Source organism: Nonomuraea sp. NPDC003560, assembly GCF_042878785.1.
Lineage (GTDB): Bacteria > Actinomycetota > Actinomycetes > Streptosporangiales > Streptosporangiaceae > Nonomuraea.
The window spans coordinates 188,974-212,440 of record NZ_JBIAOF010000008.1 but is presented as its reverse complement, the minus strand read 5'-3'; the positions used below and the strand labels follow the sequence as shown (position 1 = coordinate 212,440).

Annotated in this window: 19 protein-coding genes; 10 read left to right on the top strand and 9 right to left on the bottom strand. The window is 71.9% G+C overall.

Annotated elements, in window-relative coordinates; all coding sequences use genetic code 11:
- Positions 1 to 22: 22 nt before the first annotated feature.
- Positions 23 to 3,319, bottom strand: a complete 3,297-nt coding sequence (locus tag ACFYUV_RS29795; protein WP_387673712.1) for a WD40 repeat domain-containing serine/threonine protein kinase — start codon at positions 3,317 to 3,319, stop codon at positions 23 to 25.
- A 96-nt stretch (positions 3,320 to 3,415) separates the two neighbouring features.
- Here ACFYUV_RS29795 and ACFYUV_RS29790 point away from each other — a divergent pair, with 96 nt between their 5' ends.
- Both ACFYUV_RS29790 and ACFYUV_RS29785 read left to right on the top strand, forming a co-directional pair.
- The gene (locus ACFYUV_RS29790) at positions 3,416 to 3,988 is read left to right on the top strand and encodes a hypothetical protein (protein WP_387673709.1); all 573 of its coding nucleotides are present in this window, start codon (positions 3,416 to 3,418) and stop codon (positions 3,986 to 3,988) included.
- Positions 3,989 to 4,059: 71 nt separating this feature from the next.
- On the top strand, positions 4,060 to 4,644 hold the full coding sequence (locus ACFYUV_RS29785; protein ID WP_387673706.1) for a dihydrofolate reductase family protein: 585 nt from the start codon (positions 4,060 to 4,062) through the stop codon (positions 4,642 to 4,644).
- Positions 4,645 to 4,710: 66 nt separating this feature from the next.
- Here the strand turns inward: ACFYUV_RS29785 and ACFYUV_RS29780 are convergent, their stop codons facing one another.
- The 3 genes from ACFYUV_RS29780 to ACFYUV_RS29770 all read right to left on the bottom strand — a co-directional run bounded on the left by ACFYUV_RS29780 (position 4,711) and on the right by ACFYUV_RS29770 (position 7,061).
- A complete protein-coding gene (locus ACFYUV_RS29780; protein ID WP_387673703.1) occupies positions 4,711 to 5,718 on the bottom strand; it encodes an RNA polymerase subunit sigma-70 in 1,008 nt (335 codons plus the stop codon).
- 91 nt (positions 5,719 to 5,809) lie between these two features.
- The gene (locus tag ACFYUV_RS29775; protein WP_387673700.1) at positions 5,810 to 6,607 is read right to left on the bottom strand and encodes a hypothetical protein; all 798 of its coding nucleotides are present in this window, start codon (positions 6,605 to 6,607) and stop codon (positions 5,810 to 5,812) included.
- A 142-nt stretch (positions 6,608 to 6,749) separates the two neighbouring features.
- Entirely contained in the window at positions 6,750 to 7,061 is a 312-nt protein-coding gene (locus ACFYUV_RS29770) for a hypothetical protein (RefSeq protein WP_387673697.1), read from the bottom strand.
- Here ACFYUV_RS29770 and ACFYUV_RS29765 point away from each other — a divergent pair.
- Positions 7,048 to 8,817 (top strand): right-handed parallel beta-helix repeat-containing protein, encoded by a 1,770-nt coding sequence (locus ACFYUV_RS29765; RefSeq protein WP_387673694.1) that lies wholly within the window; start codon positions 7,048 to 7,050, stop codon positions 8,815 to 8,817. The two genes, ACFYUV_RS29770 and ACFYUV_RS29765, sit on opposite strands and share 14 nt — an antisense overlap.
- A 91-nt stretch (positions 8,818 to 8,908) precedes the next feature.
- Positions 8,909 to 10,507 carry a murein biosynthesis integral membrane protein MurJ gene (murJ, locus tag ACFYUV_RS29760; RefSeq protein ID WP_387673691.1) on the top strand — a complete coding sequence of 533 codons (1,599 nt, stop codon included), beginning with the start codon at positions 8,909 to 8,911 and terminating at the stop codon, positions 10,505 to 10,507.
- Here murJ and ACFYUV_RS29755 read toward each other — a convergent pair.
- The 4 genes from ACFYUV_RS29755 to ACFYUV_RS29740 all read right to left on the bottom strand — a co-directional run bounded on the left by ACFYUV_RS29755 (position 10,497) and on the right by ACFYUV_RS29740 (position 14,076).
- The gene (locus ACFYUV_RS29755; protein WP_387673688.1) at positions 10,497 to 11,342 is read right to left on the bottom strand and encodes an SAM-dependent methyltransferase; all 846 of its coding nucleotides are present in this window, start codon (positions 11,340 to 11,342) and stop codon (positions 10,497 to 10,499) included. The genes murJ and ACFYUV_RS29755 overlap by 11 nt on opposite strands.
- A 70-nt stretch (positions 11,343 to 11,412) precedes the next feature.
- Positions 11,413 to 12,141 (bottom strand): GntR family transcriptional regulator, encoded by a 729-nt coding sequence (locus ACFYUV_RS29750; protein ID WP_387673686.1) that lies wholly within the window; start codon positions 12,139 to 12,141, stop codon positions 11,413 to 11,415.
- Between the two features lie 56 nt (positions 12,142 to 12,197).
- Positions 12,198 to 13,193 (bottom strand): acetylxylan esterase, encoded by a 996-nt coding sequence (locus ACFYUV_RS29745; protein ID WP_387673683.1) that lies wholly within the window; start codon positions 13,191 to 13,193, stop codon positions 12,198 to 12,200.
- Positions 13,194 to 13,218: 25 nt separating this feature from the next.
- Positions 13,219 to 14,076 (bottom strand): amidohydrolase family protein, encoded by an 858-nt coding sequence (locus ACFYUV_RS29740; protein ID WP_387673680.1) that lies wholly within the window; start codon positions 14,074 to 14,076, stop codon positions 13,219 to 13,221.
- Between the two features lie 147 nt (positions 14,077 to 14,223).
- Here ACFYUV_RS29740 and ACFYUV_RS29735 point away from each other — a divergent pair, with 147 nt between their 5' ends.
- Positions 14,224 to 16,125, top strand: a complete 1,902-nt coding sequence (locus tag ACFYUV_RS29735) for a hypothetical protein (RefSeq protein WP_387673677.1) — start codon at positions 14,224 to 14,226, stop codon at positions 16,123 to 16,125.
- Positions 16,122 to 17,030 carry an aldo/keto reductase gene (locus ACFYUV_RS29730; RefSeq protein WP_387673675.1) on the top strand — a complete coding sequence of 303 codons (909 nt, stop codon included), beginning with the start codon at positions 16,122 to 16,124 and terminating at the stop codon, positions 17,028 to 17,030. The genes ACFYUV_RS29735 and ACFYUV_RS29730 overlap by 4 nt, the downstream gene beginning before the upstream one ends.
- A 44-nt stretch (positions 17,031 to 17,074) precedes the next feature.
- On the opposite strand, the gene ACFYUV_RS29725 is transcribed toward ACFYUV_RS29730, so the two are convergent.
- Positions 17,075 to 17,875, bottom strand: a complete 801-nt coding sequence (locus ACFYUV_RS29725; RefSeq protein ID WP_387673672.1) for a hypothetical protein — start codon at positions 17,873 to 17,875, stop codon at positions 17,075 to 17,077.
- 95 nt (positions 17,876 to 17,970) lie between these two features.
- Here ACFYUV_RS29725 and ACFYUV_RS29720 point away from each other — a divergent pair, with 95 nt between their 5' ends.
- The 4 genes from ACFYUV_RS29720 (at position 17,971) to ACFYUV_RS29705 (ending at position 23,462) form a co-directional block, all read left to right on the top strand.
- Positions 17,971 to 19,233 carry an alpha-L-fucosidase gene (locus ACFYUV_RS29720; RefSeq protein WP_387673669.1) on the top strand — a complete coding sequence of 421 codons (1,263 nt, stop codon included), beginning with the start codon at positions 17,971 to 17,973 and terminating at the stop codon, positions 19,231 to 19,233.
- Positions 19,223 to 21,055, top strand: coding sequence for a heparinase II/III family protein (locus ACFYUV_RS29715; RefSeq protein ID WP_387673666.1), 1,833 nt, complete (start codon positions 19,223 to 19,225; stop codon positions 21,053 to 21,055). The genes ACFYUV_RS29720 and ACFYUV_RS29715 overlap by 11 nt, the downstream gene beginning before the upstream one ends.
- A 227-nt stretch (positions 21,056 to 21,282) precedes the next feature.
- Positions 21,283 to 22,530 carry an ABC transporter substrate-binding protein gene (locus ACFYUV_RS29710; RefSeq protein WP_387673663.1) on the top strand — a complete coding sequence of 416 codons (1,248 nt, stop codon included), beginning with the start codon at positions 21,283 to 21,285 and terminating at the stop codon, positions 22,528 to 22,530.
- Positions 22,512 to 23,462, top strand: a complete 951-nt coding sequence (locus ACFYUV_RS29705) for a carbohydrate ABC transporter permease (protein WP_387673660.1) — start codon at positions 22,512 to 22,514, stop codon at positions 23,460 to 23,462. Before ACFYUV_RS29710 ends, ACFYUV_RS29705 begins: the two co-directional genes overlap by 19 nt.
- Positions 23,463 to 23,467 lie beyond the last annotated feature (5 nt).

Genomic DNA, 23,467 nt, shown 5'->3' with positions numbered 1-23,467 from the left:
TCGGCGTGGTGGCGGTCGCCGGCTAGGGACACGCCTTTCTGTACGGCAGCGCGTGCACGATCACCCGCCACCGGGCCGCGCTCAGCCCGCCCGCCTTCGCGCACACCGCCGCCGCCATCGCCTCCCCGCCCACGGCGTGCCGCCTGACGAGGCCGTTGCCGTCCACGGTCAGCACCGCCGACCCGTCGGGAGTGAAGGCCACGTCGAGCGGCTGCCCGATCTCCGGGTCCTGACCGCCGCCCTCGTCGAGCAGCGTGCCCAGGTCCGTGCCCGACATCACGTCGACGAGCCGCACCCTGCCGCCCACCTGGAGGCTGGCCAGCAGGTCCTCGCGCGGCGAGTAGGCGGCGGGGACGTCGAACCCGCGCGCGGTGGCCAGCCTGCGGCGCGTGGCCACGTCCCAGACCGTCATCCGTTGCCGCGCGTCGAGCACCACGACCGCCTTGCCGGAGCGGGTGAAATACGCGCGCACCCCCTCGGCGTTCCTGCCGCCGCCGCCGAACGCCGGCCCCACGGCCTTGCCGCCGGCCGTCTCCAGCAGGTGCACGCGGTCGCCCGCCACCACCAGCGTCCGGCCGTCGGCGGAGAAGGCCGCGTACGTCGCCGCGCCCGCCTTGGCCGACCACACCCGCCGCCTGGTCCGCCGGTCCCACAGCTCGACCCCGCCCTGCTCGGTGACCACGGCCAGCCCGGCGCCGTCGGGGGAGAAGGCCACCTGCGCCGCGGACGTGCGCAGCGTGCCCTGGACGGCGGCCGAGGCGGTGTCCACGATCCGCACCTCGGGCCCGTACGTGGCGACGAAACGGGCATCCGGGCTGAACACCGCGTTCTCCGCCTCCGGCAACGCGCCGATCTTCCGCCCGCCGACGGCGGACAGCTCGCCGTCGCGAACCACGAGCCGCCCGTCGCCGCTCAGCGTCGCCATGCCCACGAGGTGATCGTCGTTCTCGACGGCCAGGTCGGCCACGTCCACCGAGAAGACCTGGTCGCCCAGCAGGTAGCGGAAGGTGCTTCCGTCGAAGGCCCCCTGCGCCGCCCCCTCGCCCCCACGTACCTGGACCGAGGTGAGCAGATGCGTGTCCGACCTGCGCCAGAACTGGATGGACCGCGGTCCCACCGTCGCGATGAGGCCAGGGCCGAACACGGCCGCGCCGCCGTTCCAGGTGCCCTGGGTGCCGGCGCCGTCCTTGTCGCCGATGACGTCCTTCGCCCCGGTCCTCAGGTTGGTCAGCTCCAGCAGGCGACCGCGCCGTGCGGCCTGCCAGACCCCGTCCCGGCTGAACGTGCCCGCGGGGGCGGGCCCGAGCGCCTTGGCGGCGCCGGTTCGCAGGTCCCAGCGGGTACGCCGGTCAGCCTCCAGGAGCAGGACGGAGTCGTCCCGCTCGAACGACACGTCGACCCACTCGCTCGTGAAGTCCTTGGCGGTGGGGAAGGCGTAGTCGCTGATCGGCCTGCCACTGGCGAGGTTCACCGCGGTGGCGCGACTGGCCGTCACGGTCACCAGCACCTTGCCCGACGGGCTCAGCGTCACGCTGTCCAGCGGCTCGGCCGCCCGGGTGGCGAGCGTCCGCAGGAGGCGGCCGTTGCGCACGTCCCAGACGCGCGTCGTGGTGGAGTCGGCGCTGATCAGCGTGCGGCCGTCGGCGCCGAGCGTCCGTACCGTGTCGCCCGCGGTGGACGGGTCGCCGAACATCGCCGTCTCGCGTTGCGCCAGCGAGGCCACCAGGGCCGCTCTGGTGGCCGGCGTGTGGTCCAGCCGCCAGGCCGCGAGGCTCGCCAGCATCGCCTGGTGCGGGTCGCTCCGGCGGGTCGTGGTCGCCGCCGCCGCCAGCCTGGCCGCCTCCGACCTGGTCAGCTGCCCGGCGATCTGCTCGGCCCGGTCGTCGGCCACCGCGCTCTGCTGCACGGCCAGCCCGCCGGCCACCAGCGCGATCACCAGCAGCCCGCCCAGGCTCAGCGAGGTCAGCCGGGCCCGCCTGGCCCGGTGCCTGGCCAGGGTGGCCGCCGCGGCCAGGAAGTCGCGTTCGGTGGGCGACAGGGTGATGTCGCGGCGGGCGGTGGCCGCCCACTGCATCGCGTTCTCCAGGCTGCTGCCCTGGAACAGGTCGCCGTCCCGGCGTCCCGCCGCCTCCCAGCGCCGCGCCGCGGTGAGGATCTGCCGGTGTACGGCCAGGCCGTCGAGGTTGGACTCGATCCACCGGCGGTACCGCGGCCAGGCATGGGGCAGGGCCGGCCTGGCCAGCCGTACGCCGCCGTCCTGGTCGGCCAGGAGGTAGCCGAACACGGCCAGGATCCGCCGCACGGCGGCCGCCTCGCGCGGCGCCCGCCCCTCCACGAGCTCGGCCAGCTCGGCGTGCCGGGCCGACAGCTCGCCCGCCTCGTCCACCGTCACCAGCCGCAGGAACACCTCGGGGACCAGCTCGCGCTCGGCCGGATCGAGCATCGTGTACGCCTGCTCGGCCAGCGTGCCGAGCGCGGGATCGTGCCCCTGCGCGCCGATCCCGGCGGCCCGCCGGCCGCCCTGGGCCAGCAGGCGGGCCGTGTCGAGGGCGCCGTCGCCGCTGACCAGCGCCAGCAGCAGCTCGCGGGCGGTCGGCCGCTGGGCCGGCTCCTTGGACAGCGCCGAGGCGACCAGCCGGCGCAGCGTCCTGGGCAGCGCGGACAGGTCGGGGGTGGCCGACAACACCTGGTGCATGATGCTTCCCAGGTTCTCGGCGTGGAACGGATCACGGCCGGTGGCGGCGAAGACGATGACGCCTCCCCAGGCGAACACGTCCGCCGAGGCGTCCGCACGCTGGCCGATGAACACCTCAGGGGCCATGTAGGTGGGCGTGCCGCTCACCACGCCGGTCGCGGTGAGCGACATCTCGGCGGTCCTGGCGATGCCGAAGTCGATCACGCGGGGACCGTCCGGGCCCAGCAGCACGTTGTCGGGCTTGAGGTCGCGGTGGATCACCCCGGCGTCGTGGATGGCGGTCAGCGCCGTCGCGATGGCGGTGGCCAGGCGGTGCAGGTCGTCGCCGGCGAAGATCCGGCCCGCCGTGCGCAGGCTCGGGCCCTCCACGTACTCGCTGACGATGTAGGGGCGCGGGCCCTCCAGCCTGGCCTCGATGATCGGCGCGGTGCAGAACGAGGCCACCCGCTGGGCGGCCGCCGCCTCCCGGCCGAGCTGGGCCGCCTGATCGCCGTGCAGCACCTTGATCGCCACGCGGCGTCCGTCCTCGGCGTAGGCCTCGTACACCACGCCCTGGCCGCCGGCGCCGAGCCGCCCCGCCAGCCAGTAGCGGCCGAGCCGCTGAGGGTCTCCTTCGATCAACACGCTGGGTTTGATGCGCTCATCACGGATGAAGTTCCGCCCAGAATGCCGCGAAAAGAGTGCCGAACCCTTCTTGATCCGGACGCATCCAACCCTGACATGCACAAGATTCAGAACCTTGCCGCCCTGGCCGTGCTCCCCGTTGCCGCAGCTCTCGTGGCCCTCCCCGCGCAGGCGGCGGAGCGTCCCGGCTGTCCCGCCCCCTCCAAGGCGGACGTCCGGCGCTCGTCGGCCGCGAAGGTGGACAAGCCCGCGAGAGGCGCGGCGGCGATGAAGGGGGTCCGCGTCAACCACATCCCGAAGGGCTTCACCTACGGGCAGGTCCTCGTCAACAAGCACGACGGCATGGTCGAGTACAGCTACCAGTGGTCGGACGACCGCGACGACATGAGCCGCCGGCACCGGTCGCTGTGGGTCAGGGTGGTGTGCTGGCCGAAGGCGACCTCGGTGGCGCAGCTCAAGAACGCGCCGTTCCGCATCGGGACCTTCTCCGGTGACACGACCACCACGAAGATCGGCGATCGCGAGGTGCTTCGCCAGGGGGGTGACGGCGCGCTGGGGGCCGGTGTGTACTCGGGCTGGGTCGAGCGCCCCGGAGTCGTCGTCACCGTGATGGCGACCCCGCCTCTCGTGCCGGGGCTGACGAAGATCATCAAGGGCATCCAGCTCTGATCCTGCCGATTAAGTTTCCGCGCCGCGCCCGTCTGTACACACGTGACATCGACTCACGGAAGGCCGGCACGATGCGGAAACTGATCTTCGGCATGAACGTGACCCTGGACGGCTACATCGCCGCGCCCGGCGACGACATCGGCTGGAGTGCGGGGGAGGGGCCGGACTCGTCGCCGAGCGCCGAGCTGTTCCAGTGGTGGTACGACCAGATGCGGGCGAGCGAGCTGACGCTGTACGGCCGCAAGTTGTGGGAGGCGATGAGCCCCCACTGGCCGACCGCCGACCAGCGGCCCGGCGCCACCCCGGCGGAGATCGCGTTCGCGCGCCTCTGGCGGGACATGCCGAAGGTGGTGTTCTCGTCGACGATCGACAAGGTCGACTGGAACACCCGCCTGGTCACCGGCGACGCGGTCACCGAGATCACCAGGCTCAAGGCCGAGGACGGCGGCCCGATGGACATCGCCGGCGCGACGCTCGCCGCGGCGGCCATGCGGGCCGGGCTGATCGACGAGTACGCGATCGTCACCCATCCGGTCCTGGTGGGCGGCGGCACGCCGTTCTTCACCGCGCTGGACGGCTGGGTGAAGCTGAACCTGGTCGAGACGCGCGCCTTTCCCGGCGGCGTGGTGCTGACCCGGTACGAGACGCGGCGATGAGCACAGGGCCGGCGCGCCGAGGACGAGGAGGACGGTGCCGCCGGCCCGTGCGCCGGCCCTGTCCGATCACAGCGTCGCGGGCAGGCCCAGCCATGGTTTGTCGGCGGCGTCGAACCCGGTCAGCTCGGCGATCCTCCCGTCGGCGATGCGCAGGACCGCGATGGTGAACAGACGGTGTTCCGGGCCGTCGGCGGTGCGGAGGTACAGCGCGGCGGCGGGCATGAGGTTGACCGTCGTGGCGAGGCAGCGCCAGTCGTCGTAGCCGCGCTGGAAGAGCCCATGGGAGACCCAGCCGTCCACCGCGTCCTCGGCCGTGACGACCAGGGTGCCGGGGTCGGGCAGCATCGTGAAGCGCAGGTCGTCGCGGAGCAGGGCCGTCAGCCCGTCGAGGTCGTTGCGTTCATGGGCGTCCATGTACGACTTCACCACGCCGCGCTCGTCACGCGACAGCTCGTGCGTGGCAGGGCTCCGCCAGTCGAGGCGGCGGCCGGGCAGCTGCTCGCGCATCGTCACGCGGGCCCGCTGCAGTGCGCTGGTCACCGATGCGACGGTCAGCTCCAGGGCGCCGGCGGCCTTCGACGCCGGCCAGCCGAGGACGTCGCGCAAGATGAACACCGCTCGCTGCCGCGGCGGCAGGTGCTGGACGGCGACGATGAACGCCAGCTCGATCGTCTCCCGCGCCACCACCGATTCCTGCGGATCCTCCGGGAGCATCCGGTCCGGGTAGGGCTGCAGGTGGCGCACTTCCGAGCCCGTGCCCGGCAGCTCGGCCGGCACGGGGGTGCGGTCGTTGCGCTTGTCCAGGAAGTCGAGGCAGGCGTTCGTCGCGATCCGGTACAGCCAGGTCCGCAGCGCGGCGTGGCCCTTGAACGACTCCCGCTTGTGCCACGCCCGCAGGAACGTCTCCTGCGTCATGTCCTGCGCGTCGTCGTAGTTCGCGAGCATCCGGTAGCAGTGCACCTGGAGCTCACGCCGGTAGGGCTCCGTGATGAGCGCGAACCGGGCCGCGTCATGCGAGCGGGCCACCGCGATGAACGTGGCTTCGTCGTCGCCTGCCAGTCTGGCGTCGGTCATGGTCGTCAATCCTTCCGCGGGTGGCGAGGGGCTGCCAGTACTGACGACGTGGCGGAGGATTTCTGAGCGGTGCACCGCCAGGGCCTCGGTGTCAGCTTGGAAGGCGCCAATTGCAGATGCCCTCGATGCACAGCTCGGTGGTCGTCTCGCGGGGGTCCGGCGCCGTGATCGACACCTTGCCGCCCCACCGGCTGTAGCGGGTGTCGACGTGGAGGGTCCTGCCCACCAGTTCGTCGAGGCCGGCGGCGAACGTGAACGTGCTCTGCACCCTGCCGACCAGGCCCGCGGAGGTCAGCGTGACGGTGTAGGCGAGCCTCCCGTCCCGACTCCATCCTGCGTGGGTCGAGTGTCCCGCCCAGCGGGAAACCCGCGTGAGCTGCTTGAAGGTGATCGCGCCGGTGACGGTGTCCCCGCTCCGCCGTCCGTTCTTCAGCAGGGCGGCCAGGGTCGCGGGCTCGGCCGGGTTGACGAGTTGCTCGTCGTAGCCGAGCAATTCGGTGTGCCAGAGGTGCAGCTGGTGATTGTCCTTCCACCAGGTCTTGCCCTTCTTCAGCCACTTCCCCATGAAGCCGCCGGACTGATAGCTGGTGCCGCCGATGTCGTGGTTGAAGCCGATGACACGTTCGCGCCCGTGCTCGCCTCCGGTAGTGGTGACGTCCAGGGCCTTGACGCGGCCCTGGGCGTCGAATGCGAAGACCCCCTCGCGCCGGCGTTCGGCTCGTTCGCCGGCGCCACCCGAAAGGGTGGTCGTCTCGGTGAAACGCACGCCGTGCCCGGCCCCCAGAACGGCCTTCAGCGCCCGCACGGGGTCCTTGCTCACTGCCTGCGCGGGGGCAGCGCCCGCCAGCAGGGCGGCACAGGCCACCAAAGTTGTGATCATCCGTCTCATGACGGTGATCCTGCCGCGATCGGATCACGTCCGGAACACGGACCAGATGCAACCACGTGCATGAGGAGCAGGCGGGTGGGGGCTCGGTTGGGCCGTAATTTGTCCAATTTGTCCAAGCTTCGATCTTGTGAGCGGACGCGGGCTACAGTGACGACGGCCAGCAGTCAATGGCAGTAAAGGCTGGCCGAAACCCAAGGAGAAGATGAATGAGAAGAACGTGGCCAATGGCGTTGGTGGCGCTCGCCGCTGTCGTCATGGGCGGCGCGACGCCGGCGAGTGGCGACGCCGGCGATCCGGCGACCAAGGCGACGACGGCGACGACGGCAACCAGAACAGCCACGGCGACGGCGAAGGCCGCGGTCTGCGGAAGCGCGTCGCTGAACGGCCCCACCACACCGCCCGCCGGCGCGGAGGTGGTGCCCGCGGGCGACAACAGCGGCGTGAACTTACGCAAGGCGAACACCACGTACTACTTCGAAACAGGCACGCACACGCTGGAACAAGCCCAATACGCCCAGATCCTGCCCGGTGAGAACGCGACGTTCATCGGCGCGCCCGGCGCGGTGCTGGACGGGAACGGCGTGAACCAGTACGCGTTCGGTGACACGGCGACCGGCGTCACCATCCGGTACCTGACCGTCACCGGGTTCGTCGCGCCGCAGGAAGAGGCCGTGGTCAACCACAGCGCCGCCGACGACTGGGTCGTGGAGCACAACACGTTCCGCGACAACTCCGGCGCGGCGCTGATGGCCGGCGCCAGGAACCAGATCCGCGGCAACTGCATCAAGGACAACGGCCAGCTCGGCCTGAACGCGTCCCAGCACGGCGACCACATCACCGGCCTGGTGGTGGCGGACAACGAGGTCACCGGCAACAACACCGACGACTGGGAGCACCAGGGCCAAGGGTGCGGATGCACCGGCGGCCTGAAGTTCTGGGCGGTGAACGGCGCCGACGTGACCGGCAACTGGGTGCACCACAACCACGGCCCGGGGATCTGGGCGGACACCAACAACAACGACTTCCTCATCGAGAACAACCTCATCGAGGACAACGAGTCGATCGGGATCTTCTACGAGATCAGCTACAACGCCGTGATCCGGAACAACACCCTCCGCCGCAACACCTGGAAGGCGGGTGCCGAGCGGGCGGCGAAGGGCGACTCGTTCCCCGACGCGGCGATCTACCTGTCCGAGGCGGACGGCGAGCCGCGCATCCCGGCGCGGACCGGCAAGATCGAGGTCACCGGCAACCTGCTGGAGAACAACTGGGGCGGCATCACCGCGTGGGCGAACGCCGACCGGTTCTGCGGCAGCGCGGCCTCGACCACCAGCGACTGCACGCTGATCGTCGGGCCGGCCAACACCTCGAAGTGCGCGCCGCCCGCCATCAAGGACGAGCCCCTCTACACCGACTGCCGCTGGTGGACGAAGAACCTCGACATCCACCACAACACCTTCTCCTTCGACCCCGGCGCCGTCGGCGGCGGCTGCTCGACGCAGTACTGCGGGCAGATGAGCCTGCTGTCCAACTGGGGAACGGCGCACCCGGAGTGGTCCCCGTACCTGGGGGAGAAGATCGAGAAGTCGATCGTCTTCCAGTCGAACAACTCCTGGCACGACAACACCTACACGGGACCGTGGCAGTTCAGGATCTACGACATGGGCAGACGCGTCACGGCCGCGGAGTGGGTCGGCCCCCAGTACGGCCAGGACGCCGGCAGCACGTTCGACGGCAAGGCGCCCGAAGTGCCGCCGATCACCGAGCAGACCTTCGAGGACGTCTCGACGGCGCCCTACTCCGCCTGGTACGGATCCAGCCTGGCGCACCAGACCGGCGACGCGCACGGCGGCACGGGCTCGCTGCAGCTGACCAGCACCGAGGGGTCGGGCAGCGCGGTGGCGCTCGACAAGTACCCCGGATACAGCGGGGTGATCGCCGGCAAGAGCTACCGCGTGTCGCTGTGGTACCGGGAGGCCGCGGCCACGATGCCCACCGTCACCTGGAACGTGCGCTGGCGCGACGAGGACGGCACGGTGCTGCGTACCGACCCCGTCCCCCTGCCTCAGAGGACGGCCTGGACCGAGGCGGCCGGCACGTTCACCGCGCCCACGGGCGCGACCCGCGTCGACTGGACCTTCGTCTGGAGCGCCCCCACCGGGTCCGCGTTCCGGATCGACGACGTGGCGATGCGGGCCGCGCAAACGTAGGAGGCATGAAGAACACCGAGGCCCCTCCGACGGGGGGCCTCGTCCCGACGCCGTCGTTCCGGCACCGAAGCGCAGACGGAGGAGATCACCCATGCCTGATCAACCCAGGCTCATGCGGACGGGACGGGCGATGGCGATCGCCACCTTCGTCTCAAGGGCCACCGGCTTCGTCCGCACGCTGGCGCTGGTCGCCGCGCTCGGGCTGGGAACCAAGCTGCTGGACGCCTACACCGCGGCGAACGTCACCCCCAACACCGTCTACGAGCTCGTCTTCGGCGGCGCGCTGGCCGGCGTGCTCGTCCCGCTGCTGGTCCGCACGGCCGCCGACCGCGACATCGACGACGACCTGTTCGCCCAGCGGCTGCTGTCGCTGGTGGTCTACGGCCTCGGAGCCGTGGTGATCGTGACGATCGTCGCCGCGCCGTTCGTCGTGGACCTCTACGTTCCGGGGTTCAGCCCTGACCAGCGGCATCTGGCCGTCGTGTTCACCCGGTACTTCATGCCCCAGATCCTGTTCTACGGAGTGAGCGCGACCCTGGCCGCGATCCTCAACGCGCGCAGCCGCTTCGTCTCGCCCATGTGGGCGCCGGTGGCCAACAACCTCGTCGTCATCGCCACCGCCTCGGTCTTCCTGCTGATCGGCGGCACCGGGAAGCTGGAGTCGCTGACCGGCGGCCAGGTGCTGCTGCTGTCGATCGGCACCAGCGCGGGGGTCGCCGCCCAGATGACGGTCCTCCTCGTGGTCAGCCGGCGAACCGGGTTCCGGCTGCGGCTGCGCGCCGACCCGCGAGGCATCGGCGTCCGGCGCATCGTCGCCCTGGCCGGATGGACCATCGCGTCCGTGGCCGCGGCCCAGGCCGTCTTCCTCGTGATCACCCGGATCGCCTCGCAGGCCGGGCCCGGCGCCGTCGCCGTCCAGTCCAACGCCTACACCCTGTTCCAGCTGCCCTACGCGGTCATCGCGGTCACCGTCATCACCGCGGTCCTGCCCAGGATGAGCCGGGCGGCGGCCGATCGTGACCTCGCCCGGGTGACCGCCGACCTGTCCCGGAGTCTGCGGCTCACCGGCGTGGTCCTGGTTCCCGTCGCCGCGGCTCTGATCGTGCTCGGCCCGCAGTTGACGACCGTGCTGTTCGCCCACGGCAACGCCTCGCCCGCCGCCGCCCGTCTCACCGGCTCGGTGCTCGCCGTCCACGGCCTCGCCCTCGTCCCGTTCGCCGGCTACCAGATCATGGTGCGGGTCTTCTACGCGCTCGGCGACACCCGCACCCCGGCTCTGCTGAGCGTCGGCGCCTCCGCCGTCACCGTCGCCGCCGGCCTGACCGCCGCACGACTCGCGCCCGGACCGAACGTGGTCATCGCCCTCGCCGCCTGCTCCGCCGTCGCCTACACCGCGGGGATGCTCCTCACGGCCCAGCTGCTGCGCCGCCGGATCGGCAGAGTCGACGGACACCGCCTTCTCGGCGCCCACACCCGGATGCTCGCCGCGGCGATCGTCGCGGGTCTGGCCGCGGCCGTCGTCAACCGCGTTCTCGGCGCCAGGCCCGGGACGGACTGGACCGGCTCGCTCGTCACCCTCTGCACCGCGGCCGCGATCGGCGCCGCCCTCTACGCCCTGGCCGCGCGGGCCTTGCGCATCACCGAGTTCAGAGCCCTCACCGCCGCCCTCCGGTGGCCGGTCAGGCCTTGACGGCGAGGCCGCCGTACATCGAGACCATGGAGTCCTCCACGAGCAGCGCCCGGTCGTCGGGCCGCCACCGGTGCACCGGCACCACACCCGGCTCGATGAGCTCGAACCCGGTGAAGAACTCCTCGATCTGCGCCCTGGTACGGGCCTTGGACATGATGCCGCGCCGGTTGTACTGGGCGACGGCCTCGCTGACCAGCCGGCTCGGCGCGCTGTCCAGCGTGATGGTGGACAGGGCCAGGAAGCTGCCCGGCGGCAGCGGCTTCATCAGGTGCTCGATGATCGAGCGCACGTCGGAGTCGTCGGGGATGAAGTGCACCACGGCGATCAGGCACAGCGCGACGGGACGGGTGAAGTCGAAGGTTTCGCGGACCTCGGCCGAGCCGATGATGGCGTCCGGGTCGTTCAGGTCGGCCTGGATGTAGCGGGTTCTGCCCTCCGGGCTGCTGGTGAGCAGGGCGCGGGCGTGGACGAGGACGAGCGGGTCGTTGTCCACGTAGACGACCCGGGCGGCGGGGTCGGCCTGCTGGGCCACCTCGTGCAGGTTGGGCGAGGTGGGCAGCCCGGTGCCGACGTCGATGAACTGGTCGACGCCGCGCTCGGCCGCCAGGTGGCGGGTCACCCTGACCATGAAGTCGCGGTTGGCGCGTACGGACGTCGGCATGTAGGGGGCGATCTTGATGACCTCCTCGGCCGCCGTGCGGTCGGCCGCGAAGTTGTCCTTGCCCCCCAGGAGGTAGTCGTAGACCCGCGCCGAGTGCGGCACGTTCGTCCTGAGATCGACCCCCGCCCGCCTGTCGCCGGCCACCCCCGCACCTCCGTGTTGATCAACTGCCATGTGCCCCACGTTAGCGGGATTCAGGGGGTGGAATCCGGCGAATCCCACCTGGAACAACAACATCCTGGAGTCAGCGAGAAGAGGGCTTGCTCTTCCTACGGGCGCGGCGGTCGGGGACGGGGGAGCGGCCCGCGGAATGGTCGGCGAACGCCTCGGCCGCCTTGGCGGGGTCGCCGTCGCGCAGCAGCGAGACCAGGCGGCCGTGCTCGTCGGCCATCGCGTGCCAGTCGCCGTCGAAGAGCGGGTCGGCGATGGCGCGCAGCGCGCGCAGGCTCGGTTCGAGGACCTCCCACATCCGGGTCAGGAACGGGTTCCCGGCGATCTGGCTGACCCTGGTGTGGAAGGCGATGTCGATGTCGCGGAACCTGCCGACGTCGTTCATCGCCACGGCCTGGTGCATCTGCTCGACCAGCTCCTCCAGCTCGCGGAGCTGGTCGTCGGTGACGTGCCCGGCGGCGAGCTGGGCGGCGAGGCGTTCGAGCGGCTCGCGCACCTGGCGGGCGTACTCGGCGTGCTCGGTGGAGATCTCGACGACGAAGTTGCCGCGGCGTGGCACGTGCACGAGCAGCCCCTCGCGGGCCAGCTGCTTGACGGCCTCGCGAACCGGCGCTTGACTCACGCCCAGACGGCGTGCGATCTCCGACTCCACCACGCGCTCGTTCGGCGCGAGGTCGCCCTCGACGATGGCCTGGCGGAGCAGCTCGTACACCCGATCGGAGATCAAGGTGGGACGGACCGAGTCTTTGCTCGTGGCCAGTCTGGAGGCGAAGTCACTGTTGGCTTGCCGTGTCGATGCCATGAAGTCCTCATCATGCGATCTCGCGCGTCCCCGATCCCCGCTGTCATGATACGCGATCATCGGTTAGCAGGTATCGATTGCAGCCGGTCCGCCAGCCAGGCGAGCTTGACGGCCTCGTGCGCCGGGCCGCCGCCCTCGTGGTCGTTGAACGGGTAGACGCTGATCCGCTTGCGCGCCTCGGGCAGGTCGTGGAGCGCGCCGTAGTGGTTGAAGGCCGCGTACACCGTCGAGGGCGGGCAGATGCGGTCCATGAGGCCGACGGAGAAGAGCGTCGGCGCGTTGGCCCGGCGGGCGAGCGTCGCGCCGTCGAAGTACGACAGGGTGCGCATCGCCGTCTCGGCGTGTTCCCGGTGCAGCTTCACGAACCGGGTGAACTCCACGTACGGCGGCTGGTCGGTGAAGGTCGTCGCCCGCCCGAAGTGGCACAGGAACGGCACGTCCGGCATGACGGCCACGAGATCGGGGACGAGCCCGGCCACGGCCAGGGCGATCCCGCCGCCCTGGCTGGTCCCGGTCACCGCGATCCTGGACGCGTCCACCTCCGGATGGGTGCGCACCGCCGCGACGGCCCGCACGGCGTCGGTGTACAGGCGGCGGTAGTAGTACCGCTCGGGGTCGAGCACGCCGCGGGTCAGGAAGCCGGGGGCCGCGACGTCGCCGGTCGCGGGATCGGGGTCGGGCGTCTCGGCGCCCTGGCCGCGGGTGTCCATGACGAAGTGCGCGTAACCGGCGCACGCCCACAGCCGCTTCTCGTGGGCCACGCCGCGGCCGCTGCCGTAACCGAGGTACTCCACGACGGCGGGCAGGGGGCCGGTCCTGGTCACCGGCAGGTGCAGCCAGCCCTTGACGGGGTGGCCGCCGTAGCCCGCGAACGTGACGTCGAAGGTGTCGATCGTGGCCAGCCCGTTCGGCGCCGGCTCGGCCGTCACGGCGAGGTCGATGCCGCTGGTCCCGGCGAGCGTCTTCGCCCAGAACGCATCGAAGTCCGCCGGTTCCGGCAGGGTCGGCAGGTACCGTTCGAGCTGGTCCTGGGGGAGATCAAAGTGGGCCATCGATTAACCAATCATCGCTTATCGATCAACTGTCGCATCGAAGCAGGGGCTCCGGAGCGTTGTCAACCGGGGGTGCCAGGCGGTACGCGCGTTCGGCGGTGGTGCGCAGCACCCGTTCGCGCTCCGCGGCCGTCAGCCCGGCGAGCCCGAGCGTGGCAAGCCGCAACGACTCGGCACGGGACCCCCGGGGCAGGCAGATCGGCCAGTCGGACCCGACGACGCACCGGCCCGGACCGAACGCCTCGACCACGTGGGCGACCAGCGCGGCCACCCGTTCCGGCGGCACGCCGTGCTGCTGGGTGAGCAGGCCGGAGATCTTCATGATCACGTTCGGGGTGCGGGCCGCCCGGCGCACGTGCTCGCGCCACTCGCCCGGGTCGGCCGCCAGCAGGTTCGGGGGGTTGCCGAGGTGGTCGACGACCACGGTCAGCTCCGGGTGCCGCGCGGCGATCTCGGCCGCGACGCCGACGGCGGCGTCGTGCAGGTTGAGTTCGAGCGCCACCCCGAGCTCGGCCAGCACGGGGACGAGCGCGCGGGCCGAGGCGGGCGTGGCCGCCCACGAGGGGCCGCCGAGCCGCATCCCGTTGGGGCGGGCCTCGTCCATGAGGTCCCGGAACCGGGACGGCTCGATCCCGGCGTACACGTTGAGGTTGCCGACGTGCCCGGCGATCAGGCCCGGGTGACGCAGGCGCAGGTCGCGCAGCCGCCAGGTCTCGCCGCGGTCGCCCCTGGACGCCTCGACCAGGATCGTCCCGGTCAGGCCGAGGCCGTCGCCCGCCGCGGCCAGGTCGCCGGCCGTGAACGACCGGTGGTGAGGTGACTCCGGCGTGATCCACGGATAGCCGCCGTCGAGGTCCCAGAGGTGGGCGTGGCAGTCGATCACCTGTGCTCCGTATGTTCGGCCAGTATTGACACGTTGATCCGCGCTCATGATGATTCTAATCATCGGCTATCGATCAGCGATTACAGGTGTTCTCATGCGCATGGCAGCAAGACGTCCCGGCGGCGCGGCGGAGCGGGGTGGCAGGCGGTGACGGCCTTCGACGCCTCGCGCGTGCCGGAGGTGCGGGCCTCCCGCGGACTGACGACCCCGCCGCGGTGGGCCGTGTTGGAGCGGGAGCTGTTCGCCGTCCAGGACAAGGCGTGGCGGATCTTCTCCGACCGCTACACCGAGGACGACGGCCGGCTGGTCTTCCGCGACAGGCTGGGGGAGGGGCTCGACGGCCGCGACGGGGTCGACGACTTCTACGAGGCGTTCTTCAACTGGCCGACGTTGTACCTGCTCGGCGGCAGCGCGGACGTCCTGGCGGCGGCGCGACGGCACTGGCGGGGGGTCACCGCCCAGCTGGCCGGGATGGGCATGCTGGTCGACGGGTTCGAGCGCGGCTACGACTGGTTCCACCAGGGCGAGGGCATGCTGCTGTTCTACGGGCTCTGCCTCGCCGCGCCCGGCGACGGCGAGCTCAGGGAGCTGGCCGGGCGCTTCGCCGACCTCTACCTGCCCGGCGGCCCCAACTACGACCCCGAGCACCGGATCATCCGCGCGCCGCACAACGGCGCGGCCGGCCCCCGCTGGGGCTTCAGCGACCACGACGTCTACTTCCCGTGGAGCCTGGCCCTGCGCCCCTACGGGCTGCCCCTGGACTGGATCGACGAGGCCGCGCCCTTCGACGACCTGGCCGCCGATCCGGCGCGGGCCCGCGCGTACGGCCGCGTGATGTGGGAGCGCATGGGCCGCGGCGACACGATCGTCAACCTCTGCGCGACCAGCCTCGTCACCAACGCCTACCTGCTCGGCGGCGAGTCCCGCCACGCCGACTGGGTGGTGGAGTACGTCGACGCCTGGCGGCGGCGGCTGGACGGCCGCGACGTCGTCCCCGACAACGCCGGCCTGCACGGCGTGGTCGGCGAGCACCTGGACGGCCGCTGGTACGGCGGCCACTACGGCTGGTCCTGGCCCCACGGCCTGCCGCCCGTCGGGACGGCGGCGATCGTCGGCGCGTCCAACGCGACGCTGCTGACGGGCGACGCCTCCTACCTGGACCTGGCCAGGAACCCGCTGGACGTCGTGCTCGGCCGGGCCGAACGGCGCCGCCCCGCCGACGTCTCCACCATCACCAAGCGCTGGCGGCCCCACCTGCGCGGGCTGGAGCACGAGCCGACCCTCATGGCGCCCATGCGCCGCGACGACTCCGGGTGGTTCGACCACAACATCATGCCGACCCAGCTGCCCGTGGCGTTGTGGCAGTTCAGCCGGGCCGCCGCCGACCGGGAGCGCGTCGACCGGCTCCGCGAGGAGGCGAGCTGGGACTGGACGGCGGTGCACACCCAGCGCACCAAGGAGGAGTCCGGGCACGAGGAGCCCTGGTACGAGTACCTCGCCGGCCGCAACCCCGGCTTCCCCGAGCGGATGCTGCGCAGCGCCATCGACACCTGCGCCCAGCGGCTGGAGTCCATCGCGGCCGACCCGGTGGACCCCGCCGTCGGCCCCGACGCGTTCGGCATCCACGACTGGCAGGACCGCAACCCGGTCGTCACGGAGGCGCTGCTGCAGCTGACCACCGGATCCCCGCAGGTGCTCTACAACGGCGCGCTGGCGCAGATGCACCTGCGGTACTTCGACGCCGAGGAGCGCCGTCCGGGCCTGCCGGCCGACGTCGCCGCGCTGGTCACGAGCATCGACGCCGAGCACACCGTGGTCGAGCTGGCCAACCTCGGCGCGGCGCCGCGCTCGCTCGTGGTGCAGGCGGGCACGTTCGCCGAGCACGTCATCCACGAGGTCCGCGCCGACGACGAGCCGCCTGCGCCCGTCGAGGGGCCGCATGTCCACGTGCGGCTGCCGGGCTCGACGCACGTACGGCTCACGCTGACGATGACGCTGCGCGGCGGGACACCCACGTACGAGGCTCCGCCGATGGAGGTGCGGCGATGAGGGCCGAGCTGCCGCGGCTGGGCCTCGGCACCGCCCCCATCGGCAACCTGTTCCAGGACGTCTCCGAGCAGGACGCGGCCGCCACGGTGGCCGCCGCAGTCCAGGAGGGCGTCACCTACTTCGACACCGCGCCCCGCTACGGCCACGGGGTCGCCGAGGACCGGCTCGGCCGCGCGCTCGCGACCGGTGGCGGGGCCGCCGAGCCGGTGATCTCCACCAAGGCGGGCTGGCTGCTGCGCCCCGGGCAGAAGGTGGTCACCGACTGGACGGAACGCGGCATCCGCCGGTCGCTGGAGTCCAGCCTGGAACGGCTCCGGCGGCCCTCCGTCGACATCCTGTACCTGCACGACCCCGACGACTTCCCCGAGGACGTGCGCCGTACCGCCTACCCGGCCGTGCGCAGGCTGCGGGAGGAGGGGCTGGCCGGGGCCGTCGGCTTCGGCATGAACCACAGCGAACCGCTGGCCGCGTACGTGGCCGAGTTCGACGTGGACGTCGTCCTCATCGCCGGGCGTTTCTCGCTGCTCGACCACGACGCGCTGACGACCCTGCTGCCGCTGTGCCTGAAGACCGGCACGGCGGTGGTCGTGGGCGGCGTCTTCAACACCGGGCTGCTCGCCGACCCGCGTCCGGAGGCCATGTTCGACTACCGGCCGGTGCCGGACGGAGTGCTGGCGCGGGCCGAGCGCTGCCGCGCCGTCTGCGCGGAGTTCGGGGTGCCGCTCGCCGCGGCGGCCGTCCAGTTCCCCTTCCTTCATCCCGCCGTGCGGTCGGTCGTGGTGGGCTGCCGGTCGGCGGCCGAGGTGAAGGGGAACGCGGCCGCCTGGCGTACGGAGATCCCGCCGGAGCTGTGGCGCCGGCTCGCCGAGGAGGGCTTCGTCCCGCACGAGCTGCTGGACGGATAGAGGAAGACCCCGGCGGGGCGGGTTCGCCGCCCCGCCCCCGTTTCTCAGTCGTTCTCGCGAGCGGCCAGGTACTCGGCGAGGCCGGCTCCGGTCAGCGGGTAGTAGTCCGACAGCCGGCCGCCCTCGTCCAGGCGGCGGCGGGCGAACTCCTCGCGGTCCTGGTGCAGGAGGGCGTCCTCGGCCACCGCCAGGGCGCTCCGCTGCGGGACGACCACCGCTCCGTCCTCGTCGGCGACGATCAGGTCGCCGGGCGTCACCAGCGTGCCGCCCACCCCCACCGGGACGTTGAAGGCCGAGGGGAACAGCTCGGCCTGCGAGGCGTAGTGCGGCGTCACCCCCGTGCACCAGATCGGCACGCCGAGCGCGCGTACCCGCTCGGCGTCGCGCACCCGCCCGTCCACGACGATGCCGGCTCCGCCGCGCAGCTTGAAGTAGCGGACGAGCATGTCGCCGAGGCAGCCGGTGAAGTGGCTGGCCTGCGCGGAGACGACCAGCACGTCGCCGGGCCGGATGGATTCCAGCACCGCCCACAGCGCGGTCTTGCGCTCGGCGTCCTCCTGTCCGGTGCCGGAGAAGACGTCCTCGCGCTGGGGCAGGAACTGCAGGGTCACAGCGCCGCCGGTGATCCGTACGCCCGGCTCCCGGTGCAGGGGGACGGGGCCGTCGATGAAGGTGCGGGTTATGCCCATCTGGTGGAGCTTGGCGCACGCGGTGGCGGCGCTCACGTCCGCGAGGGCGTCCACCAGGCCCGCGCCGGGCCGGACGAAGGGCGAGGAGTGCGCCGGTCCCAGCATCGTCTCGTAGACGCCCGTCTCCGGTGCCCCGACATGCCCGTTCGTGCTCATTTCTGCCTCATCCCAACACATCGACAATTATCGCCTATCGATGGTAGATGTAACTGCCGACCGATGAGGGCTGTCAACCGTGAGAGGAGACCGGGATGCCGGCGGGGCCGACGGAGTGGTTCGAGGAAGCGCGGTTCGGGATGTTCGTCCACTTCGGGCTCTACAGCCTCGCCGCCCGGCACGAGTGGGTGCGCAGCCGGGAGAAGATGTCCGACGAGGACTACGACCGCTACCTGGAACAGTTCGACCCCGACCTGTTCGACGCGGCCGAGCTCGCCAGGAACGCCCGCGCCGCCGGGATGCGCTACGCGGTGCTGACCGCCAAGCACCACGACGGGTTCTGCCTGTTCGACTCCGAGCTCACCGGCTACACCAGCGCCCGCGCGGCGGGCCGGGACCTGGTCGCCGAGTTCGCCGCGGCCATGCGGGCCGAGGGCCTGCGCGTGGGGCTCTACTACTCGCTGCTCGACTGGCGTCACCCCGACTTCACCATCGACCAGTACCACCCGCTGCGCGACAGCGCGCCGCCGGACGCGAACGCCACCCGCGACATGGCCCGCTACCGGGCGTACATGAACGGGCAGATACGCGAGCTGCTGACCGGGTACGGCCCGATCGACCTGCTCTTCTTCGACTTCACCTACCCGGCGAAGGGGCCCGCCGACTGGGGCGCGGAGGAGCTGATGGCGACCGCGCGCGCCCTGAACCCGCAGATCGTGGTGAACGACCGCCTCGGCATACCCGGCGACTACGTGACGCCCGAGCAGTACCAGCCCGACCGGCCGCTCACCCGCGACGGCGGCCAGGTCAGGTGGGAGGCGTGCCACACGCTCAACGGCTCCTGGGGCTACGACCGCGACAACCACGACTACAAGGACCCGGCGCTGCTGATCCGGATGCTCGTCCAGTCCGTCGCGTGCGCCGGCAATCTGCTGCTCAACGTCGGGCCCACCGGCCGGGGCGCGCTCGACCCGCGGGCCCGGCACACGCTGGGCGCGATCGGGGAGTGGATGTCGCTGCACGCCAGGGCCGTGCACGGCGCGGGGCCGAGCGCGTTCACCCCGCCGCCCAACGCCCTCTACACCCAGCGGGCCGGCCGCCTCTACCTGCACCTGCTGTCCTGGCCGCTCAAGCACGTCCATCTGCCCGGCCTCGCCGGACGCGTGCGCTACGCGCAGTTCCTCCACGACGGCTCCGAGGTGCGCTTCCACCGGGCGGACGGAGACCAGCACGAGCACAACAACCTCGCCCTGCCGGGCCAGCCGCCGGGCACGCTCACGCTGACCCTGCCCATCGCCGCGCCGGACGTGCCGCTGCCGGTCGTCGAGCTCGTGCTGCGCGACGACGATGGTTCCTGACGTCACCGCGCGGCCGGTGTGGGACGCGGTGCCCGCCGAGGCCCGCGACGCCGTCCTGGCCGCCGCCGCCGAAGAGCTGGCCCGGCCGGCCCCGCGCCTGTCCCTGGACGACTGGGCCCGGACGTTCCGCGACGGGGCGCGGGCCGTGCACGAGGACAAGGCGCGGCGGCTGCGCGAGCGCGTGGACGTCCTCGCCCTCGCCGCCGTGCTCACCGGCGAGGTGGCCCCCGCGACCGCGCCCCCCGGAGCGTGCCCGCACCTGGACGCCGTCGTGGACGGCCTGATGGCGCTCGCCGAGACGAGCACGTGGTGCTGGGCGCCGCACGATCGGGGGGCCGCGGCCCGGGGCGAGGTCGTGCCCGATCCCGACGACCCCTTCCTCGACCTGGGCGCGGCCGAGATCGCGGCGCTGTTCGCCTGGGCCGACCACGCGCTGGGCCCGCATCTGGACGTCCGGGCCCCGGGGCTGCGCCGCAGGTTGCGCCGCGAGGCCGACCGGCGGGTGCTCACCCCGTTCGAGCGGGTGCGCGACTGGCACTGGATCGGCCGCGACGGCCGGGCGAACAACTGGAACCCCTGGATCCACGGGGCCGTCCTGGCGGCCGCGCTGCTGCTCTGCGACGACGTCCGGCGGCGCGAGCGCCTGGTACGCCTGGTCGCCGAGGGGCTGGACCACTACGTCACCGGGCTCCCCGACGACGGCGGGATCGACGAGGGCATCGCGTACTGGTGGCAGGGGGCGTGCCGGCTGCTGGAGGCGCTGGACCTGCTGGACGACCCCGGCCCGCCGGTGCTGCCCGCCCTGCTCGCCTACCCGCCGCGCATGCACCTCGGCGCGGACTGGTACGTCAACACCGGCGACGCTCCGGCCCGGCTCTCCGGCGAGCGGCCGTGGCAGGTGCTCTTCCGCTGGGGCGAGCGCCTGGGGCGACCGGAGACCGTGGCGTACGCGGTGGCCGCCGCACGCGCGTCCGGCGGCGTCGTCCAGCCCAGGGCCGGGCTCGGGCGCGCCATGACCGCGCTGGCCGACCGGCGATGGCGCCGGGCGGTCGCGGCCGGCGGGACGCCGGACGGCTCGCCCTGGCTGGCCCGCGAGTGCTGGCTGCCGCGCATCCAGGTCATGGTCGCGCGCGAGCGGGCCGGGAGCGCGGACGGGCTGACCGTGGCGGCGAAGGCCGGCCACAACGGCGAGCACCACAACCACCTCGACGTCGGCTCCTACTGGGTGGCGCTCGACGGACGTCCGATCGTCGTGGACGTCGGCCAGCCGACCTACACCGCCGCGACGTTCGGCCCGCGCCGCTACGAGGAGTGGCCGTTCCAGAGCGCCTGGCACAACGTGCCCGAACCGGGGCACGGGCAGCTCCCGGGGCCGGAGCACGGCGCGCGGGACGTCGCCGTCCGGTTCGACGAGGGCCAGGCCGTCCTGCGGGCGGACCTGAGCGCCGCCTATCCGGCGGGCCTGCTCACCCGCTGGGAGCGCGTCGTCCGGCTGGTGCGCGACGGCCCGGAGCCGTACGTCAGCGTGGAGGACGAATGGGCCACGGGCCCCCGGACCGTGCTGTTCCGGCACGTTCTCGCCGGCGAGGTCGAGTGCGGGCCGGGCCGGGCGGTCGTCACGGCGGACGGGGGACCGCCGCTCGAACTGCGCTGGGATCCCGCCGTCGGCGCCGCGTCCGTCGAGCACCGGGACATCGACGACCCGCGTCTCGCGCGCAGCTGGGGCTCCCGGCTGACCCGGCTGACGCTGGCCGTCACCGGCCCGGGGGGCGGCGGCCGGTTCGCCGTGAGCTTTCGCCGGCACGCACGAAATGACTCTTGAACAAGTTAGGTATGCCACATAACATCACCTATCGATAGGCGATGGACGTTGATGGTGGTCGATGTCGCCGCGTCGATCGTGTCGAGCCGTCACGCCGTCCGCCACGCCGGCCCGCGCAGCCCGACCCCCTCACTCAGGTGGCCCCCGGGCGGGCGGCTCCCGAAGGCGGCCAGTCCACCCCCGACCTTCCACCGGTCATGACTATGCAATTGGAGCGTGCAGCGGATATGGGAACACAGTTGCGCCGGGCGTGCGCGGTCGCGGTCGCCGCCACCACCGTGGTGGCCGCGGCCACCGCCTGCGGCGGCGAGGACCCGGCGCAGGCCGGCGCCACGGCTCTGCGGATCATCGTCAACATCAGCCCGAACCTGACCGAGCAGTACTGGAAGGGACTGTTCGCCAAGTACGAGCAGAGCCACCCGGGGGTGAAGGTCAACCTGGAGCTCACCGGGACCGTCTCGGCGACCGCCAAGCTCACCCAGGACCTCGCCGCCGGCGACCCGCCGGACATCGCCCAGCAGATCACCCCGACGAAGGAGAACGCCGCCCTGTTCGCCGACCTCACCGGCGAGGCGTGGACCGGCCAGACCCCGCTGGCCGACCAGTACGCCGTGGACGGCAAGCGCTACCTGGTCGGCGTCGGCCAGCAGATCCAGTCGCTGGTCTTCTACAACAAGGCCGCCTTCGCCAAGGCCGGTCTCGACGCCACCGCCATCAAGACGCTCGACCAGTTCCAGGACGCCATGGCCAAGCTGAAGAGCGCCGGCTACACGCCGCTGCAGAGCGCCGGGCAGTGGGTGCCGGGAGCGCAGTTCTCCCTGATCGCCGACTCCGGCGTGCTCACCGCCGACCCCGACTGGACGGTCAAGCGCAAGCAGAACCAGGTCTCCTTCGCCACCGGCGACTACCTGAAGTACCTCCAGCGCTTCCGCAGCTGGATCGACCAGGGCTACCTCGACAAGAGCGCGCTCGGCCTCACCTACGCCGACGGGCAGACGGCCTTCCTCGACGGCAAGTCCGCGATGTACGTCATGGGCTCCTTCTTCGTCCCGGCCGCCGACGCGGCGAAGAAGAGCGACGAGATCGGCGTCTTCTCCATGCCGACCGACGGCTCCCACCCCACCGGCCAGTACGGCAACATCGCCAGCCCGTACGTGGTCGTCAACGCCTCCAAGCACAAGGCCGCCGCGATCGATTTCGTGAAGTGGCTGGTCACCGACCCGGCCGCGATCGAGAGCCAGCTCGCCGCCGACGGCAACCTGCGCAAGGGCTTCACCTACAAGATGTCCAGCCTCGGCACGCAGGTCCAGAAGATCCTTGAGGAGGCGCCGTCCGTGCTGGTCAAGTCGGGCGAGCGCCAGCCGGTCGAGGGCTATCCGGCCGAGCTCAACACGCAGGTGCAGAAGCTGTACACGGGCGCCACGGCCGAGCAGGTCGCCGCCGGTTTGGACAAGTGGTGGAACTCGCAGAGCTGACCCGGCGGCCGGAGCGGCAGGCGTCCGAGCCGCGGCGCCCGCGCCGCGAGTGGCTGCCGGCCAGGTACCGGGCCAAGGCGGTGACCTTCGGGCTGGTCGCGCCGTCCGTGCTGGTCTACACGGTGATGACCGTCGTCCCGGTGGGCGTGGCGGTCTACCTCAGCCTGACGGACTGGAACGGCTTCTCCGACGCGGTGTTCGTCGGCTTCGAGAACTACCTGCACCTGTTCGACGACCCGAGCTCGACCAGCGCCTGGTACGTGACCGCCCTCGTCGCCGTCACCGGCACCCTGCTCATGATCGGCGGCGGCCTGGCGTACGCGCTGCTGCTCAAGGAGCGCTCGCGCACGAACTCGTTCTTCCGCACGCTCGCCTACTACCCGCACGTGATCAGCGCGCTGATCCTCGGCTTCCTCTGGGCCGCGATCCTCGGCACGAACGGCGCCGTCAACAGCACGCTGCAGCACTTCGGCATCGGGCCGGTCGGCTTCCTCTTCGAGGAGAACCTCGCCCTGGTCTCGCTCATCGCGGTGATCGTGTGGGCCGGCTTCGGGTTCAACGTCGTGCTGTTCGTCGCCGCGCTCCAGACGGTCCCCGCCGAGCTGCTGGAGGCCGCGGCGATCGACGGCGCGACCCGGCGCCAGGCCAACCTGCGCGTGGTGATCCCGATGATCTCCCCGGTGGTGACCGTGGCCACCGTGCTGAACCTCATCGGCCTGATCAAGACCTACGACCTGGTCGTGAGCCTCACCAACGGCGGGCCCGCGGGCGCCACGCAGACGTACTCGTTCCTCATCCTGGCCAGGTCGTTCGAGGGGACGAAGGTCGGTTACGCCAACGCGCAGGCCGTCTTCCTCATGGTCGTGTGCGCCGGCCTCGCCCTGCTGGTGACCGCCGCGCGCAACCGGCAAGACCGCGCCACGACGAGTTAGGGGAC

What these genes read in the sequence shown, in the direction of transcription:
- ACFYUV_RS29755 (WP_387673688.1), bottom strand. Translation starts at nt 11,342, where the DNA reads ATGGCAGTTGATCAACACGGAGGTGCGGGGGTGGCCGGCGACAGGCGG.
- ACFYUV_RS29745 (WP_387673683.1), bottom strand. Translation starts at nt 13,193, where the DNA reads ATGGCCCACTTTGATCTCCCCCAGGACCAGCTCGAACGGTACCTGCCG.
- ACFYUV_RS29730 (WP_387673675.1), top strand. Translation starts at nt 16,122, where the DNA reads ATGAGGGCCGAGCTGCCGCGGCTGGGCCTCGGCACCGCCCCCATCGGC.
- ACFYUV_RS29725 (WP_387673672.1), bottom strand. Translation starts at nt 17,875, where the DNA reads ATGAGCACGAACGGGCATGTCGGGGCACCGGAGACGGGCGTCTACGAG.
- ACFYUV_RS29780 (WP_387673703.1), bottom strand. Translation starts at nt 5,718, where the DNA reads ATGACCGACGCCAGACTGGCAGGCGACGACGAAGCCACGTTCATCGCG.
- ACFYUV_RS29790 (WP_387673709.1), top strand. Translation starts at nt 3,416, where the DNA reads ATGCACAAGATTCAGAACCTTGCCGCCCTGGCCGTGCTCCCCGTTGCC.
- ACFYUV_RS29715 (WP_387673666.1), top strand. Translation starts at nt 19,223, where the DNA reads ATGGTTCCTGACGTCACCGCGCGGCCGGTGTGGGACGCGGTGCCCGCC.
- ACFYUV_RS29785 (WP_387673706.1), top strand. Translation starts at nt 4,060, where the DNA reads ATGCGGAAACTGATCTTCGGCATGAACGTGACCCTGGACGGCTACATC.
- murJ (WP_387673691.1), top strand. Translation starts at nt 8,909, where the DNA reads ATGCCTGATCAACCCAGGCTCATGCGGACGGGACGGGCGATGGCGATC.
- ACFYUV_RS29750 (WP_387673686.1), bottom strand. Translation starts at nt 12,141, where the DNA reads ATGGCATCGACACGGCAAGCCAACAGTGACTTCGCCTCCAGACTGGCC.
- ACFYUV_RS29720 (WP_387673669.1), top strand. Translation starts at nt 17,971, where the DNA reads ATGCCGGCGGGGCCGACGGAGTGGTTCGAGGAAGCGCGGTTCGGGATG.
- ACFYUV_RS29710 (WP_387673663.1), top strand. Translation starts at nt 21,283, where the DNA reads ATGGGAACACAGTTGCGCCGGGCGTGCGCGGTCGCGGTCGCCGCCACC.
- ACFYUV_RS29775 (WP_387673700.1), bottom strand. Translation starts at nt 6,607, where the DNA reads ATGAGACGGATGATCACAACTTTGGTGGCCTGTGCCGCCCTGCTGGCG.